The organism is Nocardiopsis sp. NPDC006938, assembly GCF_042869555.1.
Taxonomy (GTDB): Bacteria; Actinomycetota; Actinomycetes; order Streptosporangiales; family Streptosporangiaceae; genus Nocardiopsis.
The window spans coordinates 211,573-224,551 of the sequence record NZ_JBIAGA010000001.1 but is presented as its reverse complement, the minus strand read 5'-3'; the positions used below and the strand labels follow the sequence as shown (position 1 = coordinate 224,551).

Sequence of the window (12,979 nt, the reverse complement as noted above, 5' to 3'; positions counted from 1 at the left end):
GTGCTTAACGTCCCGGCGCCCCGTGTTGGTGGTCACGTCCGGTCAGACTCCGGAACCGACCTCCGGATCTCTGTGCGCGGGCGACCCCGCCTGCGCGTCGCCGGAGCCCGCCGACACCCCGGGCCGCTCGTACCAGCGGGCGCGCAGTACCAGGGTGGTCACCGCGAACGACACCAGCCCGCCCGCCGTGGCCAGCGCGAACGCGCCCCGGTGCCCGAAGGAGTCCGCGAGGGCCCCCGCGACCATGGAGCCCAGGGCCTGGCCCAGGATCAGGCTGCTCAGGATGAGCGCCATCGACTGCGAGAGGCGGCTGGGCGGGGCGGCCCGCTCGATCAGTCCGAACAGGCTCACCAGGTGCGGGCCGATCGCCACTCCCAGAACGAGGATGGCGACCGCAAGGGTCGCGGGCCCGTGCTCCAGGTACAGGGGCAGGGTGAGCAGGGCGAGGCCGCCCGCCGCCACCCTGACCCGGGCGGTCAGGGCGAAGCCCGCCGGCAGAGAGGCCATCATGAGCCCGGCCACGGCGCTGCTGGAACCCATCACCGCGTACATCAGCCCGGACAGGTCGCCGTGCCCCGCGTGGTCCGCGTAGGCCGTCACCCCCGTGGACATCCCGCCGAAGAACAGTCCCTGGCAGAACATCGGCACGGCGAGCAGCAGCAACGCGGGACGGGTGATGCGTCCCTCGGCTCCGCGCACCGGCTCCGTTCCGGGCGGTGCCGTGGGGTGCAGGGCGAACACGGTGCCGAACACGCCGATCAGGACGGCGGCGCCCAGCACGCTGGCGGTGGGGGACAGCGTGAGCGTGAGCACGCCCACCAGTGCCGGGCCCAGGACGAACGAGGCCTCGTCCAGCACGCCCTCCACCGACATGACGGCGGACACCGAGCGTTCGCGTTCCGGGCCCCGGTCGGGCCCCTTGCGGATCAGTACCACCCAGCGGGTGCGGGCCATCGGTCCGACCTGGGGCATGCACAGACCGCCCGCGGCCGCCAGCGCCACCAGGGCGGGCAGTGGGGCGCCGGAGCTGACGGCGGCGACCAGGGCGGCGATGAGGGCGGCGTCCAGCAGGGCCGTGGCCAGTACGGGAACGCGCTGCCCGTGACGGTCCGCGAAGCGCGCGATGACCGGACCGCCGATCGCCTCGCCCAGGGCGAAGGCGCCGGAGACCAGCCCCGCCGCGCCAACGCTGCCGGTGGTGCTGGTCACCAGGGTGAGCAGCCCGATCAGCGTCATGGACACGGGGAGCCGGGCCAGGAAGGTGGCGAGGAGCAGGGGCCATCCGGCGATCCGGTGCATCCGCCGCAGGGTCTCCAGGGGTGACATAGAGCCTCGTTCTGAGTCGTGGTGCCGCGCCGCCGCCCTCGGTCGCAAACCATCCCATGATAGGTGGATCGTGCTGGTGGTGGACGAACCCTGACTTTCGTCGGTGCCGCGGGGGTGAGACGGCTGTGTAGGTTCGCGGGCATGGAACCCGTCGAACACGTCCGCGAACCGCTCCGGGTACCCCGGCCCGGCCCGGGCTGGCCCACCCGGGGTGCCGTCGTGCGCGACCTGCTGTTGTACCTGGGTGTGTCCCTGGTGCTGGTGGCCGAGTCCTTCGCCCTGGCCGTCTCGGGGTACACGCCCCTGCTCACCCTCCTGCCGCTGGTGGCGCTGGCGGCAGCGGTGATCGTGCTCAGCCGCACGTACCCGCTCCTCGCCCCGTGCGTGGCGGTGGTCGTGTGCCTGCAGTCCCAGGCCTTCATGGTGCTCCTGGTGTGCGTGGCCTACCTGGCCGGCCGCCGGTCGAGACGCATCTGGCAGGCCGTGTCCCTCTTCGGGCTCCTGTGCCTGGCCGTGGGTGTGTTCGTCTTCCGCAACATCCAGTCGACCCCCGGCCTGTGGGTGAGCGTCGGGTTCGTACTGGTGTTCTGCGCCGCGCTGCCCTGGCTGGGCGGCTCCTACCGCCGCCAGCAGCGTGAGCTGAGCCTGGCGGGCTGGGAGCACGCCCGCCAGCTGGAACTCGGGCAGAGGCTCACCGCGGACCGGGCCCGGCTGCGCGAGCGCGCGCGGATCGCCCAGGACATGCACGACTCGTTGGGTCACGACCTCAGCCTGATCGCGCTGCGGGCCGGGGCCCTGGAGGTCGCCCCGGACCTGCCCGCGCACCATCGGGAGGAGATCGCCCGGCTGCGGGCCGGGGCCGTCGAGGCCACCGCGGGGCTGCGGGAGGTCATCGGTGTCCTCAGACCCGGCAGCGGGGCCGACCCCGCCCCGGTCACCCCCGTGGACGACGGGGTGGGCGCTCTGGTCGAGCGGGCCCGTGACTCGGGGGTGGACGTCACCCTGGTCACCGGGGGAGGGCTCGGCGGCCTGCCCGCGATGGTGGACCGCGCCGTGTACCGGGTGGTGCAGGAGTCGTTGACCAACGCCACGAAGTACGCGCCCGGAGCCCCCGTGGAGGTGCGGCTGACCGCCGACGGCGACCGGGTGGAGGTACGGGTGGCCAACGGCGTGCCGGACGGGCGCGGCCGGGAGCCGGGCACGGGCGGCGGCCACGGGCTCACCGGTCTGCGCGAACGGGTGCGGCTGGCGCGCGGAACCCTGGACTACGGCCCGCACGGCGGTGGTTGGCGGGTGCGTGCCACCCTGCCGACGGACGGTCCCGGCGACACGGAGGAGGCCGGGGCGGGGCCGGTGGTCGACCGGCTGCACCGGGCGGCCCGCCGCCGCCTCCAGCCGTGGACCCTGGCCCTGGTGGCCGTGCCGGTGGTCGTGGTCCTCCTGGTGGTGGCCGCGGTCTACGCCGTGCTCGCCACGACCCTGGCCGACAGCACCCTGCAGCCCGAGGACTTCGCGAGGATCTCCGTGGGACAGGAGCGCGCCGACCTCGACGGGCTGCTGCCCGGCCATCCGCTGAGGTTCCCCGAAGAGCACCTGGAGGACTTCGACTCCGCCGACCCCTCCTGCGACCACTACCGCAGCACGGCGGGGATGTTCGACACGGACGTGGACTTCTACCAGCTGTGTTTCGAGGGCGGCGTGCTGACCTCCAAGGAGAGGCTGCAAGCCCGATGAGGAGGGGCCTGTGGGATGCTGCCGGTACGAAAGCGGACGGAAGACGGGGACTCGGGTGTGATCAGGGTGCTGCTCGCCGACGACGAGGCGATGATCCGTGCGGGCGTACGGGCGATCCTGGGGAGCGATCCGGAGATCGACGTCGTCGCGGAGGCCGCCGACGGCCGGGAGGCGGTGGAGTTGGCGCTGTCGCATCGGCCCGACGTCGTGCTGCTCGACATCCGCATGCCCCGACTGGACGGCCTCGCGGCCTGCGCGGAGATCCTCCGCGCGGCCCCCGACACCAGGGTCGTCATCCTCACGACCTTCGGAGAGGACGCCTACGTCTCCCAGGCGCTCGGCGACGGCGCCAGCGGGTTCATGCTCAAGGCGGGCGATCCGCGTGAGCTCATCGCCGGGGTGCACGCGGTCGCCGACGGCGGCGCCTACCTGTCACCGCGGGTCGCCCGACAGGTCATCCAGCGCTTCGGCGGTGGCAGGGCGGCGCGGGAGGCCGCCGCCGTCGAGCGCCTGGACGTCCTCACCGAACGCGAACGGGAGGTACTCGCCCTGGTGGGGGCGGGGATGTCCAACGCCGACATCGCCCGGAGGCTCTTCCTGGTGGAGGGCACGGTCAAGAGCTACGTGAGCGCCGTCCTCAGCCGGTTGGGCCTGCGCAACCGGGTACAGGCGGCCATCCTCGCCTACGAGGCCGGACTGGTCGAAGGCACGCGGTGACCTTTGGGACGCGGGCCCAGCGGGAAGACTGGTGACATGGACGGTTCCCGGGGTCCCACCGGCCGCTCCCACCCCCTGAGGGAGGAGGACGCGGTCCTCCTGGCGGCTGCCTGGCGCGAACTCGCGGGCAGCGGCTGTGAGGCCCGCGCCGTGGGGGAGGAGCTCCTCGGCCGGTGGAGCGAGGAGCACCGCCGCTACCACACCATCTCCCACCTGTGGGGAACACTGCGGGCGGTGGACGTGCTCCGCGAGGAGGCCCGCGACGTCGACGCCGTGCGGTACGCGGTCTGGTTCCACGACGCCGTGCACGAGGGCGATCCCGGCGGAGACGAGGACGCGAGCGCGGCGCTGGCCGAGCGCCTGCTCACGCTCCTGGGGAAGGACCCCGCGCTGGTCTCGGAGGTGTCCCGGCTGGTGGGCGTGACCAAGGAGCACCGGCCCGAGCCCGGGGACGCCGACGGAGCGGTGCTCTCCGACGCCGACCTGTCCACGCTCGCGGGTGCCCCGGAGGCCTATCTGGCCTACACCGCGGCGGTCCGGGCCGAGTACTGGCGCTATCCGGAGCACGTGTTCCGCGTGGGGAGGCTGCGCGTGCTGAGGTCGTTGCTGGAGTCCCCGCACCTGTTCCACACGAGGTTCGGCCGGGAGCACTGGGAGCCGAGGGCCAGGTCCAACATGCTCGCCGAGATCGACCGGCTCAGCCGTGCGGAGCCCGGCCCCTCCCGCCGCCCTTGGGGCGGCGCAGCCCCGCCGCGCGCAGACGGGTGACCAGTTCGCGGCCGCTCACGTGTACGGCGCCCAGCTCCAGCGCACGGGCGTGCAGGTGCTCGGGGACGTCGTAGTGGTCCCGCTCGAACGCCCGGGGCGGGACGCCCAGCTCCCGCGCGAAGGCGTGGAGTTCGCTGAGGGAGACGTCGCTCGCCAGGTGGGCGAAGAGCCAGCCTCGTGGGCCGGGCCAGACAGGACTGTCGATCAGTACGCTCACCGGTCAACCCTAGGCGAGCCCGTGGCCGGAAGCGGCCACCGGCCCCGTTGAGTGGATCTTGTGCGGTCCCTATGTTGGTCCCAGGGCCCGACGCGATGCCCCCGGCCGCGGCCCGGGACGGAGCCCGCAACGCACTACCTCCGGCCTTGAGCAGTTCCCCCGTCCTCGTGAGACCTACTCTCACACCACAGGTTTCGAGGTCCCCCATGCTCAAGAGATTCCTGTCCGTCGTGGCCATGGCCACCCTCCTCCTGGGGATCGCGGCCACACCCGCGGTCGGCGCCGCACGCACGCTGGGCGTCGTGCGGGTGAGCCAGGAGAAGTCCCAGTGGTGCTGGGCCGCGGGCGCGCAGATGATGGTCCGCTACCACACCTCCAACAAGCCCTCCCAGTGCACGCTCGTCAAGCGGGGCAAGAAGTCCAGCACGTGCGCGAACGCGACCGGCACGCTCGACGAACTGCGCCGCGCCATGGGGCAGTCCGGGATGGGCAACACCGGAAGCAAGTCCGGCTCCGCGGCGAGCTTCGCGAACGTTCGCACCGACATCGACAAGAGCCGCCCCCTGCTGATCCGCATCGCGTGGAAGTCCACCCAGAAGAAGACCGCACACATCGGAGTCGTCCGCGGCTACGACACCTCCGGGAGCAAGGTCAAGTGGGTCTATGTCCGCAACGCCCCCGCGACGTCCGAGTACCGCTCCACCAGCCACTCCACGTTGAAGAACAACAAGGACTGGGCGTGGACGCACACCATCCGCAACGCTCGCAAGTGAGGGGACGCACCGTGCTCGATCACAGTGAGGGGGCCGCCGCGGCCCCCACCGCCCGGCGCCTCGTGAGGACGGGGTTCGTGCTCGCCCTCGCCCTGGCGGTCTCCGGTGCCTGGCTCGCCCCGGCCTCGGCCGGACCCGACCCCCACGAGGTGCCACCCGAGGTCCAGGCGTGGTTCGAGACCAGCGCACCCCGGGAGATCGTCGAAGACCCGGAGGGCGACACCTACGAGGAGTACCTCCAGGGGCTCGGCGTCAGTCAGGTGCGCGAACAGGAGGTCCACGAACCGCACCCGGTGTGGCAGTGGACCGAGGAGTTCGTGCGCGGTGGCGCCGGAGCCTCCGACGACCCGATCGCGTTCACCGAGACCTGGGTGGCCGCGGTCTCGGTCAACGGCTCTCCCGGCGCCGTCGTGGAGGCGGTCCGCGAGAACGACGGCGCCATCGCGTTCGCCAGCATGGCCACGGCGGGCGACACGGCGGAGGGACTCCTCGAACTGGAGGACGGCGAGGTACTGGTCTACGAGTTCCCGCTCAACGCCTGGTACGCGGTGGGCGACGGGACCCTGCGCGGGATCAACCACGAGGGCCTGCGCGAGGTCCCCGGGTCGCTGAGCCTGGAGGAGTACGCCCAGCGGACCGAGGAGCGCTACGCGGAGGACCTCGCGTTGCCGCACGACACCGAGTCCGTCGGCGGGGCCCGCTTCACGGAGGAGGGGGCGTCCGCGTCCTCCTGGCTGCTCCCCGGCGGTCTGGCGGCCCTGGTGCTGGTGGGCGCGGGCACCGCCGCGGTGCGGCGCGGATCGGTTGCGGGAGGTTCCGCCTGACGGGGGCGCGTCGAGGTCCCCGGTGACCGGTCCGGCCCGCGTGGGCCGGACCGGTTCCGCGCGGGCGGGGCTCAGCGGGTCCTCGGGGCGGCCACGGGCCGCCAGGGCACCGGGCTGGACAGAATCATCGTGCTGGAGGGGCGCCCGTGCACGGCGAGCTGGTCGATGACCTCCTCGAAGTGCTCCATGGAGCGCACCGCGATGAGCAGTACGCAGCAGGCGTCCCCGGTCACCCGGTGCACCTGGAGGATCTCCGGCAGCTCCAGCGAGGACCGTTCCCGCAGCAGGCAGTGGGCGCCGAAGCACTCCATGCGCACCAGCGCGGTGACCGGGAGCCCCGCGGCGGCCGGGTCGACGTGGGCGTGGTAGCCGGTGATCACCCCCCGGTCGGTCAGCCGCCGCACCCGGTCCGCCACGGCGGGGGCAGAGAGGTTCACCCTCCGTGACAGCTCGTTGAACGACAGTCGCCCGTCCCTCTGAAGCTCGTCGAGGATGTGCTGGTCAACGCCATCCAGAGGGGTTTCCAGTCGAGAGGTCATACTTTGCGCCCCCAAGGCCGATAGCGGTTTCCAGTTACGAATGCTAGGTCAGCGCCCGACTTGTGTCGTCGGTGTCCATTCCTTCTTCGGGTCAATTGTCCGATCATGTGAGCTCACGTACACGGGTGCGTGAGTCGACCGATGTTCGCGCAGTACACGAGGGGTACACCCGATGCTCTCCACCACGTCCGCCCAGCAGTGTCCCTACGCCCCGGCCCAGGAGGTCGGCGCGGCGGAGGCCCGCGCCACCCGGGCGGAGAGCAACGGGGGCAAGCCCACCCTGAGCTTCGACCGCACCACCCCCTACGCCGACTACCTCGGCGTCGACACCCTGTTGAGCCTCCAGAACCCCCGCACCCAGGAGCCCGCCGAGTCGGCCTTCATCATCGGCACCCAGGTGATGGAACTGCTGTTCACCCTGATCCAGGAGCGCTGGGAGGCCGCCCGCGAGGCATTGGAGGTCGACGACGTGCCCGGCGCCGTCGCCTGGCTGCGCAGCGCCTGCAAGGCCCAGGACGTGCTGAACAGTTCGTGGGAGCTGTTCGGCGACATGACCCCCACCCAGTTCAACCGCTTCCGCGACTCCTTCGGCGAGGCCTCGGGTTTCCAGTCGTACGGCTACCGCAAGATGGAGTTCCTCCTCGGCCACAAGTCGGCGGCGATGATCCGCCCGCACAAGGCCATGAGCGGTGTCGTCGACGACCTCACCGCCCTCATCGAGCGCCCCAGCCTCTACGACGCCGCCCTGCGCCTGCTGCACCGCAGGGGCCTGCCCGTCCCGGACTCCAGCGCGGACCGCGACTGGACCCGGGACTACGAGCCCAGCGACGAGGTCGAGCGGGCCTGGACCGAGGTGTACGCCGACGACCGCCCCGGAAACGACCTGTACCTGCTCGCCGAGGCGCTGGTCGACGTCGCCGAACGGGTGACACGATGGCGTCAGCTCCACCTGGTCGCGGTCAAGCGCACGATGGGCGGCAAGCCGGGCAGCGGTGGGTCCAACGGGCTCAACTGGCTGGCCCGCAACGCCGAGAAGGACGTCTTCCCGGAACTGTGGTCCCTGCGCAGCACCATCTAGGAACGCGCCCGCGCCCGTCACGCGGGTGACGGCGGCCCCACCCAGTTCACAGCACGGCTAGGAAGCAGGACCCGATGACGCCCACCACCCGTGAGGAGTGCGCCGCCCTGGACGCGGCCGACCCCCTCGCCCCCCTCCGTGAGGAGTTCGTCCTCCCCGAGGGGGTGATCTACCTGGACGGCAACTCGCTGGGCGCCCTGCCCCGATCCACCCCCGCCCGGGTCGCCGACATGATCGAGCGCGAGTGGGGCCAGAACCTCATCCGCAGCTGGAACGACGCCGGCTGGTGGGACAAGCCGCGCACACTGGGCGCCAAGGTCGCCCCGCTGGTGGGGGCCGACGCCGACGAGGTGGTCGTGGGTGACGGCGCCTCCGCCAACCTCTTCAAGACCCTGGTCACGGCGCTGCGGATGTCCGACCGCTCGGTGGTGCTGGGGGAGGCGGGCAACTTCCCGACCGACCTGTACGTCACCGAGGGCGCGGTCGGTCTTGCCGGTGCCGAGCAGCGCCGCGTGGACCCGGACGGCCCCGAGCTGGAACGGGCCCTGGCCCGGGGCGACGTGGCCGTGCTGCTGCTGAGCCACGTGGACTACCGCAGCGGCGTGCTACGCGACATGGCCGCGGTCACCCGCCTGGCACACGCGCACGGGGCCCTGGTGATCTGGGACCTGTGCCACAGTGTCGGCGCGGTGCCCATCGACCTGTCCGGCGCCGACGCCGACTTCGCGGTGGGGTGCACCTACAAGTACCTCAACGCCGGTCCCGGCGCCCCCGCGTTCCTGTACGCCGCGCGCCGCCACCACGCCGTCGCGGACCAGCCGCTCAGCGGGTGGCACGGGCACGCCCGCCCCTTCGACTTCGCTCCCGACTACGAACCCGCCTCGGGCGTCTCGCGCTTCCTCAGCGGTTCCCAGCCCCTGGTGGCGGACGCGGCCCTGGAGGCCGGTCTGGACGTGTGGGCCCGGGCCGACCTGGGGCTGGTGCGGGCCAAGAGCCTGGCCATGACCGACCTGTTCCTGGCCCGGGCGGCCTCGGTGGGCCTGTCCTCGATCACCCCGGCCGAGCACGACCGGCGGGGCAGCCAGGTCTCCCTGATCCAGCCGGAGGAGGGCGCCGGATACCCGATCGTGCAGGCGTTGATCGAGCGCGGCGTGATCGGTGACTTCCGCGCGCCCGACGTCATGCGCTTCGGGTTCACCCCGCTCTACCTGCGCTACGTGGACGTGTACGACGCCGCGACCGCGCTGGTGGAGGTCGTGGGTTCGGGTGAGTGGCGTGCCGAGCGGTTCAACCGGAGGTCACAGGTCACGTGACCCGAGGTGTACTCCCCGGTGGGGCAACCTACCGGGGAGTTCTTTGTGTCGTGTGGCCCCGGGGCGCCCTTCGCTGACCGGCGCCAGTACGGGGATGGCGCGTCCTTTGCCCCGATCCGGCCGCTCCGCCTGCTTCGCCGACCCGCGTCCCGGTGGTCCGTATTCGTGCGGCCCCGGGGCGTTTCGCGGCCCTTCGACCGGTTGCGGCCCGTCCCGCACCCGTGTGTTCCGGTCTATGACGAGGGCCACGCCCGGGCCCGCCCGCCGTCCTCGGATGGGCCCGGGAACCCCTGCCGCCAGGGCGATCTCGTGACCTGGGCCTTCTCACCGAGGGGCGTCATATCGTGTTCGGCGAAACACGCGGTGTCATTTTACCCGGAAGCCTTCGGCAGTTTGCCAAACCCTGGGTTAGTGTCCTTCGTGACCGGTTCGTTATGGACCTTTAGCGATCCGGTGCCGAGCCCTTGACCGGCCAGCGAGCCGGAAGGGAAATCGAGACCTTTCATCTCTCTCGGGAGCGAGCAGCGCGAATCCACGCGCAGCTGTCCGGCGGAGCCGATCCGGCCCCCCGCTCCCACCCGCCACTCGCCGCCAGCGACGCGGGACGTGCCACGGCAAGACTCCAGTCCGGAACACGGACCCTTACCGATTCGTGTGCCCTGACGCGCCCTGGCCCGGTCTCCTCGGCTTCTGTCGTCAACCTGGCTATCACTTCATGAGCAACGACACTCCCATTCAGTACGGCGAAGTCACCGCGACCTATTTCTGGGACGACGGTTCCGGCATCAACGGTGACACCGGGATGCCCGCCGGAGGCGAGCCCATGCAGAAGGGGCTGTTCTCCAGCCCCAGCTGGCCGCTGGGCACCGAGGGATTCATCGTCCACGAGGGCGAAGAGTACGACTTCTTCATCGGCGACCGCGGTCCCGGTATCCCCTCTGAGAACTGCGACGTCCTCCTGGACATCGACGGCAAGACCTTCGCCGACATGATGGGCGAGAGCTTCGACGAGAACTCGCTCGTCGTCAGCGGTGGCAACGGCCACGCCGAGGTCGAGTACTTCATCACCAAGTGGGGCGACGGCAACGGGACCGAGGGGGCTCCCCACCCGTTCAACCAGTCCGGCAACAAGTGTGAGAACGCGGTCTCCGACATCCCCGCCAAGTACCTCCCCGAGGAGAAGGCGGAGAAGGAGGAGAAGGCGGAGAAGGAGGAGAAGAAGGAGAAGTCCGAGGACAAGGCCTCCGAGGAGACCGCCAAGGAAGAGGAGCAGGAGGACGGCGCCGCCGTCGCCGACCAGGACGACCAGGACCCGGGCGTGACCGCCGAGACCGCGGCCAACGACCTGTCCGGCTTCGGGCTGACGGGCGCGGAGGGCACCCCCTCCGCCGCCGGTCTGCTGACCCTGGCGATCATCCCGGCGATCCTCATCGCGCTGTTCTTCGCGTGGACCCGCCGTCCGGCCGGTGCCCACGCCGGCGCCGAGGACGAGGGCGGCAAGGGCCTGCTGGCCGAGAGCGACGGCCGTCACGGCATCGCCACGCTGCTGGACCGACTGCTCGGGCGCTAGCTCCGACGGTCCGCGACAACCCCCGGACCCACCCCGGTCATCCGTGACCACGGGAGTCCGACATGCCAGGTGTTCCTCCTGGCGGGGGGAAACAAGAGAGACTCCCGCAGGGCACGGGCCCTCGGGGAGTGGGTAGGCCAGGGGCCGCGATCGACGATCGCGGCCCCTGCGTCGTGTACGACCCAGGGAGGGAGGCGCCCTCCGGGAAGTGTTGAGGACGGCCCGCTCCACGCCCTCCTGGGCGCCGGGCGCACACGGAGTACTCCGCCGTCCGGTTCACCGGGTACGACGAGGTCTTCGGCACCGAACCGACCCGCTCCGGTGGCGGGCGGGTCGGGTTGGGGGGCGGGCCTCCGGTCGCCGTTGACGCGGAGGACCCGCCCACCCCGTGGGCGCGACGGCGCGCGGGCCGCGCGCCCTCACCCGTGCTGTCTCCCGCGCGCGGGGTTCTCCCGGGCCCGTGGTACTCGCGGCGGCGCCGTTGCCGCCCGTGGGCTCGCGATCCTGCCGGGGTACGGCACGGTGGTCGGTGCGGAGCGGTGGTCCGACCCGGGGCGCGGGCCGGTCTCCGGGGCGCGGTCAGGTCGGCCGGAGAGCGCCGGTCGTTCGCCGGGCGCGGACCTGCCACCGCTCCCGACCCGGGGGCCGAATCGGGCGGAACCGACCTTCGATGCGCTTCATGTCTTGAATATGAGGCGAATCACCCCATATTGTCGATGCCTCCGGAGTGATGCTGGACGAACTGCTCAGTTGGAGCCCCATCGGCGCACATCATCCAACGTGCCCCCGACGTGGACGGTATGAGGTAAGACACATGGCCGTGCAGCTGGACGACACCGACCGTCGGATCATCGCGCTCCTTCGCGACGACGGCCGCATGTCGATCCGTGCCGTCGCCGAGAGCGCGCACATCTCCCGGGCCAACGCCTACTCCCGCCTCGAACGCCTGCGCGACGAGGGGGTGATCCGGGGCTTCACCGCCGTCATCGACCCCGAGAAGTACGGCACGGCCCTCTCCGCCTACGTCTCCGTGCGGATCGAGCAGCACTCGTGGGAGAGGTTCCGGGGCTACCTGCGCGACATCCCCGAGGTCGACCACGCCGCCCTGGTGTCCGGAGACGTCGACCTGCTGCTCCTCGTGCGCGTCGCCGACGCCGCCGCGCTGCGCACCTTCGTCCTGGAACGGCTCCAGCGCCTGCCCGAGGTGAAGAGCACCCAGACCATGTTCATCCTGGACGAGCCGCACCTGCAGTAGCCGGGTGGGGTCCACATCACCCGCAGGTGGACCTTGGCGGCTCCGGCCCGCCGGACAGAATGGACCCATGCCCGAGTACCGCGTCGTCGACGCCTTCACCGACCGGCCCCTGGCCGGGAACCCCGCCGCCGTGCTCGTCCTGGACGACGCCTACCCCGACGCCTGGGCGCAGGGGATCGCAGCGGAGTTCAACCTCTCCGAGACCGCCTTCGCCCGCAGGATCGACGCACCCGACGCCGACTACGAACTGCGCTGGTTCACCCCGGTCACCGAGATCGACCTGTGCGGACACGCCACCCTCGCCACCGCGCACGCCCTCACCGAACTCGGCGTCCAGGGGCCGGTCCGCTTCAGCACCCGCAGCGGTATCCTCACCGTCCGGCAGCGGGACGGCAAGCTCTGGATGGACTTCCCCGCACGGCCCGCCACCGCCACCGAGGCGCCCGAAGGGCTGGCCGAGGCCATCGGCGCCGAGCCCCGCTGGGTGGGGATCGGCGGCAACAACGACCTCCTGGTGGAACTCGCCGACGCCGCCACCGTCCGCGAACTGGACCCCGACCCCACCGCGATCCGGGCCCTGCCCGTACGCATGGTCATCGTCACGGCTCCCGGCGACGGCGGGTACGACACGGTCTCCCGCTGCTTCGCCCCCGCCATGGGCATCGCCGAGGACCCGGTCACCGGCGCCGCCCACACCATCGTCGCCCCCCACTGGGCCGAGCGGCTCGGCCGGACCGAGTTCCTGGCCCACCAGGCCTCCCGACGCGGCGGCGACCTGCGCCTGCGTCTGGACGGGGACCGAGTGCACATCGGCGGGGACGCCGTCACCGTCGCCACCGGCGACCTGAACCTGTAGGGAGACCCC

The 12,979-nt window shown here is 71.8% G+C and carries 13 protein-coding genes; 10 read left to right on the top strand and 3 right to left on the bottom strand.

Annotated elements, in window-relative coordinates:
• Positions 1-42 precede the first annotated feature (42 nt).
• Positions 43-1,326, bottom strand: a complete 1,284-nt coding sequence (locus tag ACFYL4_RS01015; RefSeq protein ID WP_357757318.1) for an MFS transporter — start codon at positions 1,324-1,326, stop codon at positions 43-45.
• Between the two features lie 141 nt (positions 1,327-1,467).
• Between ACFYL4_RS01015 and ACFYL4_RS01010 the strand changes: the two genes are divergently transcribed.
• From ACFYL4_RS01010 to ACFYL4_RS01000, 3 genes are read left to right on the top strand one after another with little or no spacing between them, the layout of a single operon-like run.
• Complete coding sequence (locus tag ACFYL4_RS01010) at positions 1,468-3,060, top strand: histidine kinase (protein WP_387515451.1); 1,593 nt, start codon at positions 1,468-1,470, stop codon at positions 3,058-3,060.
• Positions 3,061-3,117: 57 nt separating this feature from the next.
• Complete coding sequence (locus ACFYL4_RS01005; RefSeq protein WP_357757420.1) at positions 3,118-3,777, top strand: response regulator transcription factor; 660 nt, start codon at positions 3,118-3,120, stop codon at positions 3,775-3,777.
• Between the two features lie 36 nt (positions 3,778-3,813).
• Entirely contained in the window at positions 3,814-4,545 is a 732-nt protein-coding gene (locus ACFYL4_RS01000; RefSeq protein ID WP_357757312.1) for a metal-dependent phosphohydrolase, read from the top strand.
• On the opposite strand, the gene ACFYL4_RS00995 is transcribed toward ACFYL4_RS01000, so the two are convergent.
• Entirely contained in the window at positions 4,475-4,762 is a 288-nt protein-coding gene (locus ACFYL4_RS00995; RefSeq protein ID WP_357757310.1) for a DUF4031 domain-containing protein, read from the bottom strand. The genes ACFYL4_RS01000 and ACFYL4_RS00995 overlap by 71 nt on opposite strands.
• 206 nt (positions 4,763-4,968) lie before the next feature.
• On the opposite strand from ACFYL4_RS00995, the gene ACFYL4_RS00990 reads away from it, so the two are divergent.
• Positions 4,969-5,535, top strand: coding sequence for a papain-like cysteine protease family protein (locus ACFYL4_RS00990; protein ID WP_357757309.1), 567 nt, complete (start codon positions 4,969-4,971; stop codon positions 5,533-5,535).
• An 11-nt stretch (positions 5,536-5,546) separates the two neighbouring features.
• Entirely contained in the window at positions 5,547-6,359 is an 813-nt protein-coding gene (locus tag ACFYL4_RS00985; protein WP_387515449.1) for a hypothetical protein, read from the top strand.
• A 71-nt stretch (positions 6,360-6,430) separates the two neighbouring features.
• On the opposite strand, the gene ACFYL4_RS00980 is transcribed toward ACFYL4_RS00985, so the two are convergent.
• Positions 6,431-6,898 (bottom strand): Lrp/AsnC family transcriptional regulator, encoded by a 468-nt coding sequence (locus tag ACFYL4_RS00980; RefSeq protein WP_387515447.1) that lies wholly within the window; start codon positions 6,896-6,898, stop codon positions 6,431-6,433.
• Between the two features lie 172 nt (positions 6,899-7,070).
• On the opposite strand from ACFYL4_RS00980, the gene ACFYL4_RS00975 reads away from it, so the two are divergent.
• From ACFYL4_RS00975 to ACFYL4_RS00955, 5 genes are all read left to right on the top strand, one after another.
• Positions 7,071-7,976: a tryptophan 2,3-dioxygenase gene (locus ACFYL4_RS00975; RefSeq protein ID WP_387515445.1), complete on the top strand. Its 906-nt coding sequence runs from the start codon at positions 7,071-7,073 to the stop codon at positions 7,974-7,976.
• 74 nt (positions 7,977-8,050) lie between these two features.
• Positions 8,051-9,289 carry a kynureninase gene (gene kynU / locus ACFYL4_RS00970; protein WP_357757298.1) on the top strand — a complete coding sequence of 413 codons (1,239 nt, stop codon included), beginning with the start codon at positions 8,051-8,053 and terminating at the stop codon, positions 9,287-9,289.
• Positions 9,290-10,004: 715 nt separating this feature from the next.
• On the top strand, positions 10,005-10,859 hold the full coding sequence (locus ACFYL4_RS00965; protein ID WP_387515443.1) for a hypothetical protein: 855 nt from the start codon (positions 10,005-10,007) through the stop codon (positions 10,857-10,859).
• Positions 10,860-11,673: 814 nt separating this feature from the next.
• Positions 11,674-12,114: an Lrp/AsnC family transcriptional regulator gene (locus tag ACFYL4_RS00960; RefSeq protein ID WP_017546220.1), complete on the top strand. Its 441-nt coding sequence runs from the start codon at positions 11,674-11,676 to the stop codon at positions 12,112-12,114.
• A gap of 67 nt (positions 12,115-12,181) precedes the next feature.
• Entirely contained in the window at positions 12,182-12,970 is a 789-nt protein-coding gene (locus ACFYL4_RS00955; protein ID WP_387515440.1) for a PhzF family phenazine biosynthesis protein, read from the top strand.
• Positions 12,971-12,979: the final 9 nt, after the last annotated feature.

What these genes read in the sequence shown, in the direction of transcription:
- ACFYL4_RS00965 (WP_387515443.1), top strand. Translation starts at nt 10,005, where the DNA reads ATGAGCAACGACACTCCCATTCAGTACGGCGAAGTCACCGCGACCTAT.
- ACFYL4_RS01015 (WP_357757318.1), bottom strand. Translation starts at nt 1,326, where the DNA reads ATGTCACCCCTGGAGACCCTGCGGCGGATGCACCGGATCGCCGGATGG.
- kynU (WP_357757298.1), top strand. Translation starts at nt 8,051, where the DNA reads ATGACGCCCACCACCCGTGAGGAGTGCGCCGCCCTGGACGCGGCCGAC.
- ACFYL4_RS00955 (WP_387515440.1), top strand. Translation starts at nt 12,182, where the DNA reads ATGCCCGAGTACCGCGTCGTCGACGCCTTCACCGACCGGCCCCTGGCC.
- ACFYL4_RS00975 (WP_387515445.1), top strand. Translation starts at nt 7,071, where the DNA reads ATGCTCTCCACCACGTCCGCCCAGCAGTGTCCCTACGCCCCGGCCCAG.
- ACFYL4_RS01000 (WP_357757312.1), top strand. Translation starts at nt 3,814, where the DNA reads ATGGACGGTTCCCGGGGTCCCACCGGCCGCTCCCACCCCCTGAGGGAG.
- ACFYL4_RS00960 (WP_017546220.1), top strand. Translation starts at nt 11,674, where the DNA reads ATGGCCGTGCAGCTGGACGACACCGACCGTCGGATCATCGCGCTCCTT.
- ACFYL4_RS01010 (WP_387515451.1), top strand. Translation starts at nt 1,468, where the DNA reads ATGGAACCCGTCGAACACGTCCGCGAACCGCTCCGGGTACCCCGGCCC.
- ACFYL4_RS00980 (WP_387515447.1), bottom strand. Translation starts at nt 6,898, where the DNA reads ATGACCTCTCGACTGGAAACCCCTCTGGATGGCGTTGACCAGCACATC.
- ACFYL4_RS00990 (WP_357757309.1), top strand. Translation starts at nt 4,969, where the DNA reads ATGCTCAAGAGATTCCTGTCCGTCGTGGCCATGGCCACCCTCCTCCTG.